Below are 18,632 nucleotides of genomic sequence, written 5' to 3'. Positions count from 1 at the left end.
GCGCTTCGGCCCCCTGCGGGCCCTGCGCCTGGGCGCCTCCCGCATCGTCTACGAGACGCGCGTCTACTTCCGCGCCGGCGACACCGTCTTCTTCACCTTCCTCTTCCCGGTGGTGCTGCTGAGCATCTTCTCGGTGGCCTTCGGCTCGCTCGGCGAGGTGGGCGCCAGGCCCGACGGCACCGGCGGCATCTCGCAGGCCGCCTACTACCTGCCCGGCATGGTCGCCGCGGGCATCCTGCTGAGCGGTGTGCAGAACCTCGGCGTCGACATCGCGATGGAGCGCGGCGACGGCACGCTGAAACGCCTCGCGGGCACGCCGCTGCCGGTGCTGTCGTACTTCATCGGGAAGCTCGGCCAGGTGTTCGTGACCTCGGCCGCCCAGGTCGCGCTCCTGCTGCTGCTCGCCCAGCTGGCCTTCGGGGTCGACCTGCCGACGGATCCGGGAAGCTGGCTCACCTTCGCCTGGGTGTATCTCCTCGGCATCGTCACCGCCGCCGTGCTCGGCATCGCCATCTCGCGGCTGCCCCGGAGCGGCAAGAGCGCGACCGCCGTGATCATCCCGCCGCTGATCGTGCTGCAGTTCATCTCGGGCGTCTTCCTGAGCTTCACGATGCTGCCCGGGTGGCTGCAGGCGATCGCGAGCGTGTTCCCGCTCAAGTGGATCGCGCAGGGCATGCGCGCCGCCCTGCTGCCGGAGTACTTCGCCACGGCGGAGCCCGGCGGGGAGTGGAACCTGCCGCTCGTGGCGATCGTGCTGGGCCTCTGGCTCGTGGTGGGGCTGGTGGTCTGCAAGGTGACGTTCCGGTGGATCCGGAAGGACACCTGAGCACCGGATCCGGGCCGCCACGGGCCGAGGCCGGCCGGGACAGGACGGGCACGGCCGTGAGGGGCGATGATGGGGCAGGAGGATCGGGGGGCGGTGCGGTGAGCGGGAACCGGTGGTGGCACGTCGTGGTGCTCGGTGCCGTGCTGCTCGTGGGCGCACTCGTCGCGGTGACCGCGACCGCCGAACCGTGGATGACGCCGGCCGCTCTCGCCCTGCTCGCGGCCTTCGCCGTGTTCTACGCGGTGGTGGGACGGCGCGGCCTCGACGAGGAGCGCTGGCGCCTCCCGCTCGCGGTCGCCCTCCTCGTGACCGTCGCCGTGGGCACCGCGTTCTCCCCCAACATGGCCGTGCTCCAGTGCATCGCGTTCCCCCTGCTCTGGCTGCTGCTGCCGAGCCCGCGGATGGGTCGGCCGATCGTGGCCTGCACCGTGCTGTCGGTCGCCACCGCGGTCGGTTTCTTCGTGTGCTTCGGCGGCGGGATCGACGCGCTCATGCAGGCGGTCGTGATCGAGGGCGTCTCTCTCGGGCTCGGCGTGGGGATCGGGGTGTGGTTCACGCTCGCGCTGCGGAAGGGCGATGAGAACACGCGGCTGCTCGCCGAGCTCACCGCGGCGCAGGACCAGCTCGCCGCGCTGCACCGCGAGGCGGGGGCCGGCGCCGAGCGCGAGCGGCTCGCGCTCGACCTCCACGACACGATCGCGCAGAACCTCACGAGCGTGGTGATGCTCGCCCAGCGCGGCCGCAACCGCGCCCACTCCGCAATGCAGGCCGGCCCCGCGGCGCAGGCCGACCCCGACGCACAGGCCGGCCCCGCGGTGCAGCCCGACCCCGCGGTGCAGGCCGACCCCGCGGTGCAGGCCGACTTCGCGCTGATCGAGGAGGTGGCGCGCGAGGCCCTCACCGAGACCCGCGCCCTCGTGGCCGCGAGCGCCCCCGTGCCCGTCGACGGCGGTCTGGTGCACGCGCTCGAGCGCCTCGTGACGGCCTTCGAGCGGGAGACCCGCATCCGGATCGCCACGCGCTTCGAGGAGGTGGGGCCGCTCCCCCGCGACCGCGAGGTCGTGCTGCTGCGCTCGGCCCAGGAGGCCCTCGCCAACGTGCGGAAGCACTCCGGCGCGGAGCACGCACGGCTCACCCTCGTGCACGCGGGCGCCGGGAGCGAGCGGCGGCTCGTGCTCACCGTGCAGGACGACGGCCGGGGGATCGCCGACGACGTGACCCCCTCGAGCGGCTTCGGGCTCGAGGGGATGCGGCAGCGGCTCGCCCTCGTGGGCGGCACACTGAGGGTGACGGGAGTCGTGGGCGGCGGCACCGAGCTGGTGGCGTCCATCGCCGCCGCGGAGCCGGCAGGGCAGGGAGAGAGCGGGACATGACCGACGGCGCAGGGAGCATCCGGGTGCTGGTGGTCGACGACCACCCGATCGTCCGCAGCGGCATCGTGGCGCTGCTCGAGAGCGCCGACGGCATCGAGGTGGCGGGCGAGGCCGCCGACGGCCTCACCGCGGTCGAGCGCGCGGCCGAGCTCCGGCCCGACGTCGTGCTCATGGACCTGCGGCTGCCCGGCCTCGGCGGCGAGCAGGCGACCGCCCGCATCATCGAGCGCGATCCCGGCATCCGGGTGCTCGTGCTCACGACCTACGAGACCGACGAGAACATCCTCGAGTCGATCGAGGCCGGTGCGAGCGGCTACCTGCTGAAGGCCGCGCCCGAGGAGGAGATCCTCGCCGGGGTGCGCTCGGTCGCGGCCGGCGAGACCGTGCTGGCCCCCTCGATCGCCACGAAGCTCGTCGAGCGGATGCGCAGTGCGCCCGCGAGCCGGCCCTCGCTCAGCGCCCGCGAGCTCCAGGTGCTCACGCAGGTGGCGGCGGGCCGCAGCAACCCCGAGATCGGCCGGGCGCTCTTCATCGGCGAGGCGACCGTGAAGACGCACCTGCAGCACATCTTCGAGAAGCTCGAGGTCTCGGACCGCACCCGCGCGGTCACGAAGGCGATGGAGCTGCGGCTGCTCTGACCGGATGGGGCGCGCCGGTCAGAGCAGCCGGGCGAGCCGGCCGCGTCGGGCGTGCTGCTACGCGTTCTCGCGGCGGAACGTGCGGGTGCCCACCCAGAGCCCCGCGGCGAAGAGCACGAGGGTCCAGAGGACTCCCCACATCGTCGTGATCGTCCAGAAGTCTCCCGTGAACAGCTCGCGGATGGCGTTCACGATGTACTTCGTGGGCATGAAGTCGCTCACCACCTGCAGCCACTGCGGGCCGATGGTCATGGGCAGCAGGATGCCCGAGAGCAGCAGCACGGGCAGGGCGACGCTGTTGATCACCGGCGCCATCACGTCTTCGCTCTTCGTGGTGAGGGCGAGCGCGTTCGAGGCCGCCGCGCACGCGGCACCCAGCAGCACCGTGAGCACGAGACCGAGCGCCATGCCGGGCAGCGAGCCCGTGAGGCCGAACAGGAACGCGAGCCCGATGAGCACGAGGCCCTGCACGAACAGCTGCAGCACGTCGCGCAGGATGCGCCCGAGCAGCAGGGCGGTGCGGCTGGCCGGCGTCACGCGCTCGGCCTCGATCACGCCGGCCCGCCACTCGGCGATGAGGCCGAAGCCCGCGAACAGCGCTCCGAAGAGCCCGAGCTGCACGAGGAGGCCGGGCACGAAGAGCGTGTAGGCGTTCTCGGCGCCGAGGGTGCCGGCGAGCGGCTCGAGCAGCGGGCCGAACAGGCACAGGTAGAGGATCGGCTGCACGAGGCCGATGATCACCCAGGCGGGGTTCCGCAGCGCCATCCGGAGCTGACGGCGGAAGACGATGTAGGTCTCTCTCCAGAACACGGGTCAGGCTCCTTGCTCGCGAAGGGATCGGCCGGTGAGGTCGAGGAAGACGTCGTCGAGGGTGGGGCGGCGCACCTCGATCGACTCGAGGTCGATGCCCGCAGCGTCGAGGCCGCGGATGAGGCCGGCGACCTCGTGGCCGGCGCCTCGCACACGAGCGCTCACGGCGGCACCGGCCTGGGCACCGGTCACCTCCACCTCGGTGTCGGCGATGCGGCCGAGCAGCTCCGCGGCCGCTGCGGCCTTCGACGCGTCGGCCACCACGAGCGAGACGAGGTCGCCCGCGACCTGCCGCTTCAGCGCATCCGGTGTGTCGCTCGCCACGATCGAGCCGTGGTCGATCACGAGGATGCGGTCGCAGAGGGCATCCGCCTCGTCGAGGTAGTGGGTGGTGAGGAAGATCGTGGCGCCGCGCCTCGTGCGGAGGTCGCTGATGTGGGTCCAGAGATTGGCACGGGCCTGCGGATCCAGCCCCGTGGTGGGCTCGTCGAGGAAGACGAGGGTGGGGTCGTGCACGAGGCCCATCGCGGTGTCGAGGCGGCGGCGCTGGCCGCCCGACATGGCCTGGGGCTTGCGCTCCCAGAGGCCCTCGAGGTCGAGCTGCTCGAAGAGCTCGCGGCCTCGGCTCTCGGCCTGCTTCTGGCTGATGCCGTAGAGCATGCCGTGGTCCACGACCTCCTCGCCGGCGCGCGCCTCGGGCGAGGTCGATCCGCTCTGCGAGACGTAGCCGATGCTCCGGCGCACCTGCTGCGACTGGGTCGCCACGTCGAATCCGGCCACCGTGGCGCTGCCGGCCGTGGGCTTCAGCAGCGTCGTGAGCATGCGGAGCGTCGTGGTCTTGCCCGCGCCGTTCGGGCCGAGGAAGCCCACGATCTCACCCTCCGCCAAGTCGATGTCGACTCCGGCGACGGCCTTCACCTCTTCTTGTGCCTTGCCCCGGCCGCGCCCCTCGAAGGTGCGCGCGAGCCCTCGTGCGTGGATCAACCGGTCTCCCCTGAATGTGCTCTCACGTGTGCGTGGAGCAGGAATGTGAACGATGTACACATTGCCGGATGGCGCGGGCGCGCGCAAGAGGTGCTTCAGGGGCGCGATGAGGCGCAGCAGCACGCGACGCGGGCGGCGCGGGGCGCGGTTACAGCTCGTGGGCGAGGAACACCGGCTCGGGCTGGAGCAGCACGCCGAACTCGGCCAGCACCCGGCCCTGCACGTAGCGGGCCAGCTCGGCGATGTCGGCGGCACTGCCCCCACCGCTCCCCGCCGCCGTGTTGACGAGGGCGAGCGTGTGCTTGGAGGAGATCGCGGCCGTGGAACCCGGCAGCGCGAAGCCCTTGCGGATGCCGGCGTGCTCGATCAGCCACGCGGCGCTGAGCTTCACGTGGTACTCGGCGATCCGCTCGGGCTGGTCGACGGGAAGGCTGTCGCCGTCGAGCGGGATGACGACGGCCGGCTCCTCGGGCTCGACCTGCCAGCGCGGCGCCGAGGCGGGCAGCGTGCGGGCGAAGTTCTCGGTGACGATGGGGTTGGTGAAGAACGAGCCCGCGCTGAACGAGTCGGGATCGCCGGCATCGAGCACCATGCCCTTCGAGGCGCGGAGGCCGAGCACGGCGTCACGCACGTCGCGGATGGGCAGTCGCCCGCCCACCTCCACGCCGAGCGTGGCCGCGAGCTGCGCGTAGGCGACGGGCGCGCTCAGACCGCCGGAGGCATCCTGCAGCTCGAAGGTGACCGAGAGCACGATGCCGCGGAGGCCGCGCTTGAAGACGCTCGAGCGGTACGACAGCTCGAGCTCGTCGAGGGGCATGCGCCGCACCTCGCCGGTGATCTCGTCGAGGAAGTCGAGCGAGACGATGGCGGAGGAGACCTCCTGGCCGTAGGCGCCGATGTTCTGGATGGGCGCGGCACCCGTGGAACCGGGGATGCCGGAGAGGGCCTCGATGCCGCTCAGGCCGTGCTCGACGGTGTGACGCACGAGGTCGTCCCACGGCTCGCCCGCCTGCACGCGCAGGCGCACGAGGCCCTCCGGCGCGGGGAGCTGGGCGATGCCGCGGGTGGCGACGCGGATGACCGTGCCGTCGAAGCCGTCGTCGCCGACGACCACGTTGGAGCCGCCGCCCAGCACGAACCAGTCGCCGCCCTCGGCCCAGGTCTCGCGGGCGAGCTCGAGGAGGGCGGGCTCGGTCGTGGCCGTGACGAGGCGGGCGGCGGGGCCGCCGACGCGGAGGGTGGTGAAGCCGGCGAGCGGCGCGTCGGACTGGGGCGCGCCGGACTCAGTCAAGCTGGGCTCCGCGGCACCAGGCTCGGTCGTCCCGGATTCGAATGGGCCCGTCATGGCAGCGTGACGCGCACCTGCGCCTTGCCGAGCACCGTCGCGCCCTCCACCGAGACCGTGAGGTCGACGCGCGCGGTGCCGGCCTCCTCGTCGAGCTGGGCGATCTTGGCCTCGACCGTGATCTCGGCTCCGGTGACCGGATCGACCACGACGGGGCGCGTGAAGCGCACCTGGTAGTCGGCCACGAGCGCGGGGTCGCCGAGCCAGTCGACGACCGGCTGGATGGCGAGGCCCATCGTGAGCATGCCGTGCGCGAGCACACCGGGCAGACCCACCTCGGCCGCGACGTCGTCGCGGTAGTGGATGGCGTTGAAGTCGCCCGAGGCGCCCGCATACCGCACGAGCGACTCGCGGGTGAGCGGGTAGGTGGCCTCGGCGACGATGTCGCCCACCTCGTACTCGTGCACGATCTCGAGGCCGGCGTGCGCATCCGCCCCGATGTGGGTCAGGCCGAGGTCTTCGTGTGCGGCGGTCATGCGTCTCCCCTGACGACGAGGGTGGAGGTGGCGGTCACGACGTGCTCGCCGTCGACGTCGTGCACGGCGGTCTCGGCCGTGACCATCGCGTTGCCGCCGAGGGTCTTGATGCTCGTGACGCGGAGCTGCGCGGTGAGCTCGTCACCCGCCACGATGGGGCGGGAGTAGCCGAACTGCTGCGACCCGTGCACCACGTGGGTGAGCTCGATCCCGGCATCCTCCACGGTGAAGAGCTGGTCGAGGGTGAGCTGCTGCACGACGATGGCGAAGGTGGGGGGCGCCACGAGGTCGGGGTAGCCCGCGTTCCTGGCCGCCTCGACGCTCAGGTGCACCGGGTTCGAGGCGAAGACGGCGCGGGAGAACTCGCGCACCTTCTCGCGACCGACCAGGTAGGGGGAGGTCTTCTCGAACTCGTGGTCGATGAGGTCGGGGTTCACTGGCACCGGTCCAGTCTACGGCGCGCCCTCCGCTAGGGTCGTGGGCGTGAGACTCGGAGTGCTCGACGTAGGTTCCAACACCGTCCATCTGATCGTGGTCGACGCGCATCCGGGGGCCCGGCCCGTGCCGATGGCGTCGCACAAGTCGGTGCTGCGGCTCATGCGCTACCTCGAGCCCGACGGCTCGATCAGCGACGAGGGCGTGGCCGCCATCGTCGCCGCGATCTCGGCCGCCACCGAGGTGGCGCGGCGGGAGGGCATCGACGAGCTGCTGCCGATGGCCACCTCGGCGCTCCGGGAGGCCGCCAACGGCGAGGCGGTGCTCGCCCACATCGCCGAGGCCACCGGCGTGACCCTGCGGGTGCTGACGGGCGAGGACGAGGGGCGGCTGACCTTCCTCGCCATCCGCCGGTGGTACGGCTGGTCGTCGGGCAACATCCTGCTCTTCGACATCGGCGGCGGCTCGCTCGAGATCGCGGCGGGCTCGGACGAGTACCCCGACGTCGCCGTCTCGCTGCCCCTCGGCGCCGGCCGCACGACCGTGCAGTTCTTTCCCGACGACCCGCCGACGCCCGCGCAGATGCTCGAGCTGCGGGCGCACTCGCGCGCCGTCATGAGAGCGGATGCGCTGCCGCTGTTCGCGTCGCAGCCCGCCTACTCGCACGTGGTCGGCTCGTCGAAGACCATCCGCTCGCTCGCCCGGCTGGCGGGCTCGAGCCGGCCGAACCCCTCCGGCGGGGAGGACCGGGTGACGCTCCGGCGCTCCGAGTTGAAGGACTGGATCCCGCGCCTCGGGCAGATGCCCGCCGAGGCGCGCCAGGCGCTGCCCGGCATCACCGCCGACCGCACGTTCCAGATCGTGGCGGGAGCCGTGGTGCTGCACTCGGCCATGAAGCTCTACGACGTGGAGGAGCTCGAGGTATCGCCGTGGGCGCTCCGCGAGGGCATCCTGCTGCGGTACCTCGACGGCCTCTGAGGCACGCCGCCCGGCGAGGGCGCCAGGGCGGTCAGGGCAGCAGGGCGGTCAGGGCAGCAGGGCGGGCTGCGCGGCGGCGAGCCGGAGCCGCCAGCTCACGAGGGCGAGGTCGAGGGCCGTGCGGCGCTCGCGGTTGTCGAGGTCGAGGCCACCGAGGAGCGACGCGATCCGCTCGAGCCGCCCGTAGAGGGTCTGCCTCCGGATGCCGAGGGTCTCGGCCGTGCGGGTCTTCGACAGGCCGGACGCCAGGTAGGTGTCGAGGGTCATCACGAGTCCCGCTCCCGTGCGCGCGTCGTGCGCGAGGAGCGCCCCGAGCTGACCGGTGACGAAGCTCTCGAGCGCCTCGTCGTCGACGAGGGAGACGAGCAGCTGGTAGAGCGCGAAGTCGGCGGCCAGCACCACGGTGGCCGAGGGCGTGAGGCGGGCGGCGAGCGCCGCCGTCTCGCGGGCGCTCGGGAAGACGCTGACGAGCGCGGGCACGTCGTCGACCGGGCTGCCGGCGCTCACGATCACCCCGCCGCCGACGGTCGAGCGGAGCTCGCCCTCGAGCTCCTCGGCGAACCGCGCGAGCGTGCGGCGGAGCTCGCGCGGGAGCGTGCTCACCCCGATCAGCACGTCGCCCTCGTGCTCGGCCACGAGGGCCGCGCCGTAGACCCGGGAGGCCACCGCCCTCGCCGCGATCACGACGCTCGACGCACTCGTGCGGGCGGCTCTCGGATGCACGCAGATCGCGATCGCCTTCTGGCCGGGGCGCACCACGAGACCGGCTCCCACCGCCCGGGAGGCGAGCTCGCCCGTGGAGACGTAGCGGCCCGTGACCATGTCGCGAAGCAGGTCGGCGCCCGCCTGGTGCCTGCTGACGGGCGCGCCACCGGAGCGCGACACCTCCACGGCCACGAGCGGCACCGCCACCTCGAGCACCGCTCGGAGCACAGCCGCGCCCGGTGAGCCCGGCTCCGGTGCCGGCACCGGATGCAGCGAGAGGCTCCCCCACGCCTCTCCGCCCACGGTGACGACGGCGGTGTGCGGTTCGTCGCCGGCCTGCTCCGCCGTGCGCTCCGCACCCGCCACGAGCTCGCCGGCGGTGGTGGTGAGCCCGGCGGGGCAGCCGGCCGCCTCGCTCACGGAGCCGATGAAGGCGGCGAGCCCCCGGTTCTCGGCGAGCGCCGCGAGGAGGTGCTCGCGCACCCCGGCGGCCGCACGCAGCTCGGCGAGCTCGCCCCCGAGGATGCGGGAGTGCGCCGCCTCGGTGACCTCGATGAACGGCACCACGCCGTGCAGCAGCACGAGCGGCAGCCCCACCCTGGCCGCCTCGGTGACGACCTCGGCGGGCACCTCGGGGAACGTGCGCCCCAGTTCGAGGACGAGGGCGGTGACCCCCACGCGCGCGAGGTCGGCGATGTAGCTGCGCCGCGCATCCGGAGACACGGCCACGAGACCGAGACCCGTGGTGAGGAGCACCTCGCCGCCCTTCAGGAGCGGCGCGATCTCGAAGATCTCGCTCGTGTGCACCCAGCGCACCGGCTGCACCGCGATGGCCGCCGAGCCGCTCACGATCTCAGGCCTGGCACGGCGGAGCGACGGGAGGTCGAGCAGGTCGGCCACGGTGAAGGGCATGGCTCCACCGTACAGAGTGTCCGGTGTTTACGGCCGTGAAATGACGTTCTGCCCCTGGGGAGCGCGACTCGGCGACCCCTAGTCTCGAAGGATTCCCGCACCGCATCCCCCGATGAATCCGAGAGGCACCCGATGATCCACGGTTTCCGCCCCCGCAGCATGCCCGTCCGTTCCGCCAGCTCCTCCTCCACCTCCTCTTCCTCTTTTCGGCGCCTGGGCCGTGGCGTGGCTTCCCTCGCTCTCGCGGGCGCTGTGCTCGTGAGCGTCGCCGCGTGCGGCGGCACCACGGGCGAGGAGACCTCGACCGGCGCCGAGGGCGGCGACTCCGGCCTCCCGCTGGTGTTCGGCGCCTTCGCGACGCCCCTCGAGGAGCCCTGGGACGGCGCCATCCACGCCGCCCTCGAGAGCGCGGCCGAGGACGGCCTGATCGAGTACCAGCACGTCGACAACCTCGCCACCGCCGACGAGATGGAGAGCGGACTGCGCGACATCATCGCCAACCAGGAGCCCGACATCATCATCGGCGACGCCTTCGCCGCCGAGGACGCCGTGCGCGCCGTGGCCGCCGACTTCCCCGACATCGCCTTCGCCTTCGGCTCGGGCGGCGAGGAGCAGGCTCCGAACTTCAGCGTCTTCGACAACTGGATGCAGGACCCCGCCTACCTCGCGGGCATGACCGCAGGCGGCCTCACCGAGTCCGGCACCATCGGCGTGGTCGCGGCCATGCCGATCCCCGAGGTCAACCGCATCGTGAACGCCTTCATCGCCGGGGCGCAGGAGACGAACCCGTCGGCGACCGTGACGGTGTCGTTCATCAACTCCTTCTTCGACCCCGCCACCGCCAAGCAGGCCGCCGAGGCCGCCATCGCGGGCGGCGCCGACGTGCTCTTCGCCGAGCGGGCCGGCGTGATCGCGGCCGCCGAGGAGAACGGGCTGCCGGTGTTCGGCATGATGGTCGACCAGCAGGCCGAGGCGCCCGAGCACGTCGTGAGTTCGCTGCTCTGGGACATGCGGCCCACCGTCGAGGCGATCGTGGAGTCGGTGGAGGACGGCAGCTACGAGGCCGCGAACCTCGGCGAGTTCTCCTTCATGATCAACGGCGGATCGTCGCTCGCACCGTTCAACACCGAGACCGCCTTCGAGGTGCCGGCCGACCTCATCTCGTCGGTGGAGGCCCGCCAGGCGGAGATCCTCGCCGGCGAGTTCGAGACGCCCGTCGACGAGGAGGCGCCCGCCGGCTCCACCACCGTGGGCGAGTAGAGATGGGCCCGCTCGCTGAGCTCCGCGGCATCACCAAGACCTTCGGGGCGGTGGTGGCGAACGACTCGATCGACCTCCGGGTGCTCCCCGGCGAGGTGCTCGCGCTGCTCGGCGAGAACGGGGCCGGCAAGTCGACCCTCACGCGCATCCTCTACGGCCTCAGCCAGGCCGACTCGGGGTCGATCCTCGTCGACGGCAGCGAGATCCGGATGCACGGACCCGCCGACGCGATGGCCGCCGGCATCGGCATGGTCACCCAGGAGTTCTCGCTCGTGGACACCATGACGGTGACCGAGAACCTCATGCTCGCGGGCTCGGGCCTCGGCCGGGTGAACCGCTCCGCCGCGAAGGCGAAGGTGCTCGAGGCGGCGGCGCGCATCGGCGTGGCGATCGAGCCGGATGCGGTGGTGGGCACGCTCTCGGTGGGCGAACGGCAGCGGGTGGAGATCGTGAAGGCGCTCTTCCACGACTGCCGCCTGCTCATCCTCGACGAGCCGACGGCCGTGCTCGTGCCGCAGGACGTCGCCGTGCTGTTCGAGTCGATCCGGCGGCTGACGGCCGACGGCATGGGCGTGATCTTCATCTCGCACAAGCTGCACGAGGTGGTGGAGATCGCGGATCGCGTGAGCATCCTGCGGCGGGGGCGGATCGTCGCGGACGTGCCGGCCGAGGGGCTCGTGCCAGCGCAGATCGCGGCCATGATGGTGGGCTCGGCGGATCCGGTGGCCGAGGCGGCCTCGGGTGACGTCGTGGAGGCCGAGGCGCTCGCGACCGCCGTGGGGCTCGAGGCTCCTGGCGCCGGAGTGGCGGCCGGGGCGGGCGTCGGTGCTGGTGCCGTGGCCGGCGCTGGGGCCGGTGCCGCGGCCGGGGCCGGGCTGCCGGCGGGCGAGCTCTCGCGATCCGGCGTGCTCGACATCGACCGGATCACCCTCGCCGGCACCGGGAAGCCGCTGCTCGACGAGGTCTCGCTCACCGTGCGCGCCGGCGAGATCGTGGGCGTCGCGGGGGTCTCGGGCAACGGGCAGACCGAGCTCGTCTCGGTGCTCTGCGGAATGACCCCGGCCTCCTCCGGCGCCGTGCGCGTGGACGGCGCCGACATCACCCGCCTCGACGTGACGGAGCGGCTGCGGGCGGGACTCGGCCGGCTCACCGAGGATCGCCGCGGCAGCGTGGTGCTGAACCTCAGCGTGGAGCAGAACCTCGTGCTGGAGGACCTCGACCGGTTCCGCACCGGCCCGTTCACCAACCGCCGGCGCATCAAGGAGCACGTGGCGGGGCTGATGGAGAGGTTCGACATCCGCGCGAAGCCGGGGGACCCCATCCGGAGCCTGTCGGGTGGCAACATGCAGAAGGTGCTGCTGGCGCGGGCCATCTCGCGCGAGCCGAAGGCCCTCGTGGCCTCGCAGCCCACCCGCGGGCTCGACGTGGGCGCGTGCGAGTACGTCTACTCGCAGCTGCGCGCGCTCCGGGAGCGCGGCGCCGGGGTGCTCGTGATCTCGGAGGACCTCGACGAGCTGCTCGGGCTCTGCGACCGGATCGTGGTGATGGTCTCGGGCCGCATCGCGGGAGACGTGCGCGCGGCTGAGACCTCGCGCGAGGAGCTCGGGCTTCTCATGACCGGCATGACCGCCGGGGCGGGGGCGCACTCGTGAAGATCCTGCTGAGGGCCGGCGAATCGCGCTGGCTCGCTCCCGCCGCCGTGCTCGGCGCCGTCGTGCTGACCCTGCTGCTCACGGCCGGGCCGATCCGGCTCGCCGGAGCCAACCCCGTGGCCGCCTACCAGCGCTACACGATCAACCCGCTCACGACCCCCGGCGGCATCGGGGACGTGCTGCTGGCCGCCACACCCCTGCTGTTCACGGGCCTCGCGGTCGCCGTGGCGTTCCGGGTGGGCTACTTCAACATCGGCGCCGAGGGGCAGTTCCTGGCGGGCGCAATCGCCGCGACGATCCCCGGCCTCTACCTGCCCGGCCTGCCTGCCGCGCTCGCCCTGCCGCTCGCTGCGGCATCCGGAGCGCTCGGCGGACTTCTCTGGGGGTTCCTCCCCGCGTTCCTCAAGCGGCGGGCCCACATCGACGAGGTCGTGACCACGCTGCTGCTGAACCCCGTGGCGCTGCTGCTCGTGCAGGGGCTGCTCAACGGGCCGTGGCGGAACTCGGAGACCGGTTTCCCCGACTCCGATCGCTACGGGGCCGGTTACACGCTGCCGACCCTGGCCGAGGGATCGCGGGTGCACTGGGGCTTCGTGATCGGGCTCGCGCTCGTGGTGGTGGTGTTCGTGGTGATGTCGTTCACGCCGCTCGGGCTGCGCCTGCGGGCGGCCGGGCAGTCACCGGGCGCCGCGCGATTCTCCGGCATCCGGGTGACCACGCTGCAGTTCAGGTCGGCGCTCGTCTCGGGCGCGCTCGCCGGGCTCGGCGGGGCCGTGCAGGTGCTCGGCGTGCAGCATCAGCTCACCGCGAGCATCTCGAACGGCTACGGCTACACCGGGGTCGTGGTGGCGACGCTCGGTGCACTGACGGCGGGCGGCGTGCTGCTCGTGTCGCTGCTGCTCGGCGACATCGCGGTGGGGGCGCAGAACGCCTCGATCGCGCTGCAGCTGCCCACGCAGATGGGGGCGATCGTGAGCTCGACGCTGCTGCTCGCCGTGGTCGCGCTGCTCGCGGCGCGACGGTACCGGGTGGTGCTGCGGCGGCCCTTCGTGCGAAGACGGAGCACGGCCGAGCGGGGGGACAGCTGATGGACTTCCCTCTTCTCGCGGTGCTCGCCGCCACCCTCACGATCGCCACGCCGCTCGTCTGGGCCGCGCTCGGCGCTCTCATCAACGAACGCGCCGGCATCCTGAACCTCGGCATCGAGGGCACGATGTACGCGGGGGCCTTCGTCGGCTTCCTCACGGCCGTGACCACGGGCAACCCCTACCTCGGGCTCGGCACCGCCGTGGTGGCGGGGCTCGCGGCCGGCGCCCTGATGGGGCTGCTCACCGTGACGCTCGGCGTGAACCAGCATGTCGCGGGCATCGGCACCACGCTGCTGCTCGTGGCCGCGTGCGACTTCACCAACCGGCTGCTCTTCGCCACCGGCACGCAGCAGGCGGCCGCGTCGTTCGAACGGTGGTTCCCGGGACTCGGGGTGCTCGCCCAGTACCCCATGACCTTCGTGGCGTTCCTCGTGCTGGCGCCCCTGCTGTGGTGGGTGCTGCGCTCCACCGGGTTCGGGCTGCGGCTGCACGCCGTGGGCGAGAACCCCGAGGCGGCCGACGCGGCCGGCATCCCGGTGGCCCGCACCCGCTACGCGGCGCTCATGCTCGGCAGCGCGCTGATGGCCGTGGGCGGATCGTTCCTCACCCTCTCGCTCCTCGGCACCTTCACCCTCGACATCGTCTCGGGGCGGGGCTGGATCTGCATCGCTCTCGTGATCTTCGGGCGCTGGAAGGTGTGGCCCGTGGTGGCCGGCGCCCTCCTCTTCGGGTTCACGGATGCGCTGCAGCTGCAGCTCGCCATCACGCCGCTGTTCAGCGGGGTGCCAAACGAGCTGCTGATCGCGTTCCCGTATCTCGTGGTGATCGCGGCGCTGGCCGTGTGGGGGCGTCGCGTGCGGTATCCGGGGGCGTATCTCACGCCGTATCGGCGGGCGTGAGCGGGGGGCTTCGCGCGTGGCGCCCCACGGGTGCTGCGGGCGCGACGGAGTTCAGGACAGACCAGGAACGAACAGGAGAACGACCATGACAGACATCTCGACCGACACCGCGCTGCTCGCCCACGCGATCGAGGCGGCCCGGGAGGGGCGTGCCACGGGCGGGGTCCCGATCGGCGCGGCCCTCGTGGTCGACGGCGAGGTGCTCGCCGTGGGCTACAACAAGCGGGTGCAGCGGGACTCCCCGATCCTGCACGGCGAGACGGACTGCCTCGCCAACGCGGGGCGCCTGCCGGCGTCGGTGTACGCGCGGGCGACGATGGTGACCACGCTCTCGCCGTGCGACATGTGCACGGGCGCGATCCTGCTCTACGGGATCCCGCGCGTGATCATCGGCGAGAACCGCTCCTTCTACGGCGGCGAGGACTACCTGCGGGAGCGCGGCGTGGAGGTCACGGTGGTCGACTCCGAGGAGTGCGTGGAGCTCATGACGGAGTTCATCGCGGCCGAGCCGGAGCTCTGGAACGAGGACATCGGCGAGGAGTGAGCGGGGGTGCGCTCGAGGCTCAACCGTCGGTGGCCGCCCACATCGACTTGACAGAAGTGGGGCCTAAGGGCGCCGACTTGACACAAGATGTGCCAAGTCGGCACTTTTAGGCCCCGTTTGTGTCAAGTCGGTGGAGGCGGGCCGGGGCTGCCGCCGGGTCAGCTCGCCGAGACCGCCCACATCGCGACCGCGCTCGCGGCGGCGACGTTGAGGGAGTCGATCCCGTGCAGCATCGGGATCTGCACGACGGTGTCGGCAGCGGCGATCGCTTCAGCGGTGAGCCCCTCTCCCTCGGCGCCGAGCACGAGGGCGACCCGCTCCGGGAGCGCGCGCTCGAAGTCGCGGAGGCTCACGGCATCCGGGGTGAGGGCGAGCGCGGCGGTGTGGAAGCCGTGCTCGCGCAGGAGCGGGGCGAGGGCCGGCCACTCGGGCGCGCGGGTCCACGGCACCTGCAGCACGGTGCCCATGCTGACCCGGATGGCGCGACGGTAGAACGGATCGCTGCAGCGCGGCGTGACGAGCACGGCATCGGCTCCGATGGCGCCGGCGGAGCGGAAGATGGCGCCCACGTTGGTGGGATCGACGACGTTCTCGAGCACGACGATGCGGCGGGCCGCGCGGATGAGCTCGGCCGGGTCGGGCAGGGGCGGGCGGCGCATCGAGGCGATGAGTCCGCGGTGCAGGAGGTAGCCGGTGAGCTCGGCGAGGAGGTCGCCCGGACCGACGAAGACGGGCACCTCGGCGTGGCCGGCCGCGGCGAGCGCCGCCGTGGCCTCGGCCTCGGAGGCGCCGAGCGCGAGCACCGAGCGCGGCACGTGCCCGGCGCGGAGGGCGCGCTCGAGCACGAGGAGGGACTCGGCGAGGTAGAGGCCGTGCTCGCGGCCGGCGTCGGTGCGGTGGGAGTTCTTGAGCGCCACATCGGTGGCGTGGGCGTAGTCGCCGAGCCGCGGGTCGCTGAGGTCCTCGATCCGGATGACGGGCATGCACGCGATTCTAGGAGCCGGGCGCGCTCCCTGCGCCCCGCGCCCCGCACCCCGCACCCCGCCCGTGAGTCGCGCCTTCGTGTCGTCATATGGAACCGCATGGTCCGAATGGGAGCGCTTGGACGCGACTCAGCGAACAGAGAGTGGGGTGGGGAGCGAGGGGAGGGAGGGCAGAGGCAGGGGGCAGGGACGGGGGGCGGCGGCAGCCAGGCGGCGGGTCAGGGGCGGGCGCGGGTGGGGGACGCGAGGCGGCGGGTGAGGGCGTGGGCCTCGGCGAGGAGGAGGCGGCCGAGTTCGGGGCGGCGGTCGGCCCGGTAGCGGGACTCGACCCCGGTGAGGCTGAGCGCCCAAGCCGGGCGGCCCGCGGCATCGAAGACCGCAGCCCCCATCCCCCAGCTGCCCTCGAGGATGAGCGCGGGGTTCACGGCGTAGCCCGTCTCGCGGGTCGTCGCCATGCGCTCACGGAGGGCGGGCTCGGCGTGCGCGCTCCCCCAGCGCGCCTCGAGGCCGGCGGCGTGCTCGGCGAGGTAGGCGTCGGCCTCCTCCTCGGGCAGGTAGGAGAGGATCGCCAGGCCCGCCGACGCGACACCGAGCGGGAAGCGCACCCCCTCGGCCAGCACGAACGAGCGCAGCGGGAAGCTGCCCTCCTCGCGGAGGAGGCACACGGTCTCGGCACCCCGCCTGGCCGAGAGGAAGGCGCTCTCGCCCGTCTCCCGCGCCAGGAGCTCCACGCTCTCGCGGGCGAGCGCCGTGATGTCGTAGCGGTCGGCGGCGAGGGAGCCGAGGAGATAAAGCTCCGGGCCGAGCAGCCAGCGGCCCGCGGGCCGGTCATGGTCGACGAAGCCCTCCGCGGCCAGCGAGGCGAGCAGGCGGTGGGCGGTGGGCCGGGTGAGACCCGTGGCGTGCGCGAGCGCGGTGGACGAGATGCCCTCCGGATGCTCGGACACGGTGCGCAGCACGAGCCCGATCCGCGACACGAGCTGGGCACCCGGCACAGGTGCGCGCCCCGCACGGCGGGCGGGGGCGGACGGCCGTTCGAGGGCGGGCACGCGTGGTTCTGACGGGAGGTTGTCCACATTGTGAGCATACCGAGTCCGGATGCTCAGCCGCCGAGATTCTTGGGCGTATGAGACGTTGACCGGCCTGGCGAGGCCGCATAGCGTCGACGTCACCGCATCCGTTCGCCCACGTGGTGGACGGCGATCACGAGGGAGTGCGCATGTCGAAACTGTGGCCGGACGCCGAGGCGGCGCTGCACGAGACCATCACCGACGGAGCGACCATCGCGGTGGGCGGGTTCGGGCTGAGCGGCAACCCGAGCGACCTGATCGAGGCGCTCCGCGACACGGGAGCGCGCGACCTCACGATCGTGTCGAACAACATGGGCGTCGACGGCAAGGGGCTCGGGCTGCTGCTCGAGAACCGGCAGGTGCGGAAGGTCGTGGCCTCGTACGTGGGTGAGAACAAGCTGTTCGCCCAGCAGTACCTCGACGGGCAGCTCGAGGTCGAGTTCGTGCCGCAGGGCACGCTCGCCGAGCGACTGCGCGCGGGCGGTGCCGGCATCGCGGGCTTCTACACCCGCACCGGTGTGGGGACGCCCGTGGCCGAGGGTAAGCCGCTCGAGGAGTTCGACGGCGAGACCTACGTGCTCGAGCGTGGGATCGTGGCCGACGTGGCCCTCGTGCACGCCTACCGGGCCGACCTCGAGGGCAACCTCGTCTTTCGGCACACGGCGCGGAACTTCAACCCGCTCGTGGCGACCGCGGGGCGGCTGACCGTGGTGGAGGCCGAGGTGGTGGAGGAGGACGGGTTCCTCGATCCGGACACGGTGGTGACCCCCGGCATCTTCGTGCAGCGGCTCGTGCGCTCGGCCCCCCGCGTGAAGGACATCGAGCAGCGCACCGTACGCCCCCGGGCGGTCTCCGCCGCCGGGTGAGCGCGGAGTTCGCCAACCCTCGCAGCATCCGAGGCGTATGCGGCGCCACCTCTCACGAGGAGTGGCGTTGTCCGCCGAGAACGACCTTGAAGGAGAGACCATGCCCTGGACCCGTGACGACATGGCGGCGATCGCCGCCTCCGAGCTCCGCGACGGCGAGTACGTGAACCTCGGGATCGGCATCCCGACCCTCGTGGCCAACCACCTGCCGCCGGGAGTGCGGGTGACGCTGCAGAGCGAGAACGGCCTGCTCGGCATGGGCCCGTTCCCGTTCGAGGGCGAGGAGGACGCGGATCTGATCAACGCCGGCAAGCAGACGGTGACGCTCCTGCCCGGCGGCAGCTACTTCGACTCGGCGACGTCGTTCGGCATGATCCGGGGCGGGCACGTGGCTAAGGCCGTGCTCGGCGCGCTGCAGGTGGCGGGCAACGGCGACCTCGCCAACTGGACCATTCCGGGCAAGCTCGTGAAGGGCATGGGCGGGGCGATGGATCTCGTGGCGGGCACCCCGCGCGTGATCGTCGTGACGGAGCACGTGGCCAAGGACGGCACGCCCAAGATCGTGGCCGCCTGCGACCTGCCGCTCACGGGGGCCGGGGTGGTCGACCGGATCATCAGCGACCTCGCCGTGTTCGACGTGGTGGAGGGCTCGCTGCGACTGCGGGCCCTCGCCCCCGGGGTGACGGAGGAGGAGCTGCGGGCGAAGACGGGCGCCGCCTTCGAGGTGGAGCTCGACGCCGAGCTCGCGGCCGTGATCGCGGCGGGGGCGCCGGTGGATGCCGGCGCCG

At 72.6% G+C, this 18,632-nt stretch carries 19 protein-coding genes; 11 read left to right on the top strand and 8 right to left on the bottom strand.

Features of this window, described 5'->3' with window-relative positions; all coding sequences use genetic code 11:
- Positions 1-13: 13 nt before the first annotated feature.
- From Q0D57_RS15400 to Q0D57_RS15390, 3 genes are all read left to right on the top strand, one after another.
- The gene (locus Q0D57_RS15400) at positions 14-826 is read left to right on the top strand and encodes an ABC transporter permease (protein ID WP_366518635.1); all 813 of its coding nucleotides are present in this window, start codon (positions 14-16) and stop codon (positions 824-826) included.
- 98 nt (positions 827-924) lie between these two features.
- Positions 925-2,199 (top strand): sensor histidine kinase, encoded by a 1,275-nt coding sequence (locus Q0D57_RS15395; RefSeq protein ID WP_291045654.1) that lies wholly within the window; start codon positions 925-927, stop codon positions 2,197-2,199.
- Positions 2,196-2,837, top strand: a complete 642-nt coding sequence (locus Q0D57_RS15390; protein WP_291045653.1) for a response regulator transcription factor — start codon at positions 2,196-2,198, stop codon at positions 2,835-2,837. Before Q0D57_RS15395 ends, Q0D57_RS15390 begins: the two co-directional genes overlap by 4 nt.
- A 57-nt stretch (positions 2,838-2,894) precedes the next feature.
- Here Q0D57_RS15390 and Q0D57_RS15385 read toward each other — a convergent pair whose 3' ends face one another.
- The 5 genes from Q0D57_RS15385 to Q0D57_RS15365 form a co-directional block, all read right to left on the bottom strand.
- Positions 2,895-3,647, bottom strand: a complete 753-nt coding sequence (locus Q0D57_RS15385; protein ID WP_291045652.1) for an ABC transporter permease — start codon at positions 3,645-3,647, stop codon at positions 2,895-2,897.
- Between the two features lie 3 nt (positions 3,648-3,650).
- On the bottom strand, positions 3,651-4,631 hold the full coding sequence (locus tag Q0D57_RS15380; RefSeq protein WP_291045651.1) for an ATP-binding cassette domain-containing protein: 981 nt from the start codon (positions 4,629-4,631) through the stop codon (positions 3,651-3,653).
- A 148-nt stretch (positions 4,632-4,779) separates the two neighbouring features.
- Complete coding sequence (locus Q0D57_RS15375) at positions 4,780-5,922, bottom strand: UDP-N-acetylmuramate dehydrogenase (protein ID WP_291045649.1); 1,143 nt, start codon at positions 5,920-5,922, stop codon at positions 4,780-4,782.
- A gap of 50 nt (positions 5,923-5,972) precedes the next feature.
- Positions 5,973-6,452, bottom strand: a complete 480-nt coding sequence (locus tag Q0D57_RS15370) for a MaoC family dehydratase (RefSeq protein ID WP_291045647.1) — start codon at positions 6,450-6,452, stop codon at positions 5,973-5,975.
- Positions 6,449-6,895 carry a MaoC family dehydratase N-terminal domain-containing protein gene (locus tag Q0D57_RS15365; RefSeq protein WP_291045645.1) on the bottom strand — a complete coding sequence of 149 codons (447 nt, stop codon included), beginning with the start codon at positions 6,893-6,895 and terminating at the stop codon, positions 6,449-6,451. Before Q0D57_RS15365 ends, Q0D57_RS15370 begins: the two co-directional genes overlap by 4 nt.
- Positions 6,896-6,935: 40 nt before the next feature.
- On the opposite strand from Q0D57_RS15365, the gene Q0D57_RS15360 reads away from it, so the two are divergent.
- Complete coding sequence (locus tag Q0D57_RS15360; protein WP_291045643.1) at positions 6,936-7,865, top strand: Ppx/GppA family phosphatase; 930 nt, start codon at positions 6,936-6,938, stop codon at positions 7,863-7,865.
- Positions 7,866-7,913: 48 nt separating this feature from the next.
- On the opposite strand, the gene Q0D57_RS15355 is transcribed toward Q0D57_RS15360, so the two are convergent.
- On the bottom strand, positions 7,914-9,482 hold the full coding sequence (locus tag Q0D57_RS15355) for a PucR family transcriptional regulator (RefSeq protein WP_291045642.1): 1,569 nt from the start codon (positions 9,480-9,482) through the stop codon (positions 7,914-7,916).
- 225 nt (positions 9,483-9,707) lie between these two features.
- Between Q0D57_RS15355 and Q0D57_RS15350 the strand changes: the two genes are divergently transcribed.
- The 5 genes from Q0D57_RS15350 (at position 9,708) to Q0D57_RS15330 (ending at position 14,925) form a co-directional block, all read left to right on the top strand.
- Positions 9,708-10,742, top strand: a complete 1,035-nt coding sequence (locus Q0D57_RS15350) for a BMP family protein (RefSeq protein ID WP_291045641.1) — start codon at positions 9,708-9,710, stop codon at positions 10,740-10,742.
- 2 nt (positions 10,743-10,744) lie between these two features.
- Entirely contained in the window at positions 10,745-12,394 is a 1,650-nt protein-coding gene (locus Q0D57_RS15345) for an ABC transporter ATP-binding protein (RefSeq protein ID WP_291045640.1), read from the top strand.
- Positions 12,391-13,482 (top strand): ABC transporter permease, encoded by a 1,092-nt coding sequence (locus Q0D57_RS15340; RefSeq protein ID WP_291045639.1) that lies wholly within the window; start codon positions 12,391-12,393, stop codon positions 13,480-13,482. The genes Q0D57_RS15345 and Q0D57_RS15340 overlap by 4 nt, the downstream gene beginning before the upstream one ends.
- Positions 13,482-14,381, top strand: a complete 900-nt coding sequence (locus Q0D57_RS15335) for an ABC transporter permease (RefSeq protein ID WP_291045636.1) — start codon at positions 13,482-13,484, stop codon at positions 14,379-14,381. Before Q0D57_RS15340 ends, Q0D57_RS15335 begins: the two co-directional genes overlap by 1 nt.
- Before the next feature lie 85 nt (positions 14,382-14,466).
- Positions 14,467-14,925 (top strand): nucleoside deaminase, encoded by a 459-nt coding sequence (locus tag Q0D57_RS15330; protein ID WP_291045632.1) that lies wholly within the window; start codon positions 14,467-14,469, stop codon positions 14,923-14,925.
- Between the two features lie 158 nt (positions 14,926-15,083).
- Here Q0D57_RS15330 and Q0D57_RS15325 read toward each other — a convergent pair whose 3' ends face one another.
- The gene (locus tag Q0D57_RS15325; protein WP_291045630.1) at positions 15,084-15,908 is read right to left on the bottom strand and encodes an RNA methyltransferase; all 825 of its coding nucleotides are present in this window, start codon (positions 15,906-15,908) and stop codon (positions 15,084-15,086) included.
- Between the two features lie 218 nt (positions 15,909-16,126).
- Positions 16,127-16,903, bottom strand: coding sequence for an IclR family transcriptional regulator (locus Q0D57_RS15320; RefSeq protein WP_291045655.1), 777 nt, complete (start codon positions 16,901-16,903; stop codon positions 16,127-16,129).
- 224 nt (positions 16,904-17,127) lie between these two features.
- On the opposite strand from Q0D57_RS15320, the gene Q0D57_RS15315 reads away from it, so the two are divergent.
- A complete protein-coding gene (locus Q0D57_RS15315; RefSeq protein WP_291045628.1) occupies positions 17,128-17,844 on the top strand; it encodes a CoA transferase subunit A in 717 nt (238 codons plus the stop codon).
- Positions 17,845-17,944: 100 nt separating this feature from the next.
- On the top strand, positions 17,945-18,632 hold a 688-nt coding region (locus Q0D57_RS15310; RefSeq protein ID WP_291045626.1), incomplete at its 3' end, for a CoA transferase subunit B.

Source organism: Herbiconiux sp., from assembly GCF_023264895.1.
In the GTDB taxonomy this organism is placed as follows: Bacteria; Actinomycetota; Actinomycetes; order Actinomycetales; family Microbacteriaceae; genus Herbiconiux.
This window is presented reverse-complemented; position numbering and strand designations above follow the sequence as displayed.

Bases quoted from the DNA above. Each gene is read 5' to 3' on its own strand.
- Q0D57_RS15390 (WP_291045653.1), top strand. From the start codon at position 2,196: ATGACCGACGGCGCAGGGAGCATCCGGGTGCTGGTGGTCGACGACCAC.
- Q0D57_RS15370 (WP_291045647.1), bottom strand. From the start codon at position 6,452: ATGACCGCCGCACACGAAGACCTCGGCCTGACCCACATCGGGGCGGAT.
- Q0D57_RS15355 (WP_291045642.1), bottom strand. From the start codon at position 9,482: ATGCCCTTCACCGTGGCCGACCTGCTCGACCTCCCGTCGCTCCGCCGT.
- Q0D57_RS15345 (WP_291045640.1), top strand. From the start codon at position 10,745: ATGGGCCCGCTCGCTGAGCTCCGCGGCATCACCAAGACCTTCGGGGCG.
- Q0D57_RS15335 (WP_291045636.1), top strand. From the start codon at position 13,482: ATGGACTTCCCTCTTCTCGCGGTGCTCGCCGCCACCCTCACGATCGCC.
- Q0D57_RS15330 (WP_291045632.1), top strand. From the start codon at position 14,467: ATGACAGACATCTCGACCGACACCGCGCTGCTCGCCCACGCGATCGAG.
- Q0D57_RS15325 (WP_291045630.1), bottom strand. From the start codon at position 15,908: ATGCCCGTCATCCGGATCGAGGACCTCAGCGACCCGCGGCTCGGCGAC.
- Q0D57_RS15315 (WP_291045628.1), top strand. From the start codon at position 17,128: ATGTCGAAACTGTGGCCGGACGCCGAGGCGGCGCTGCACGAGACCATC.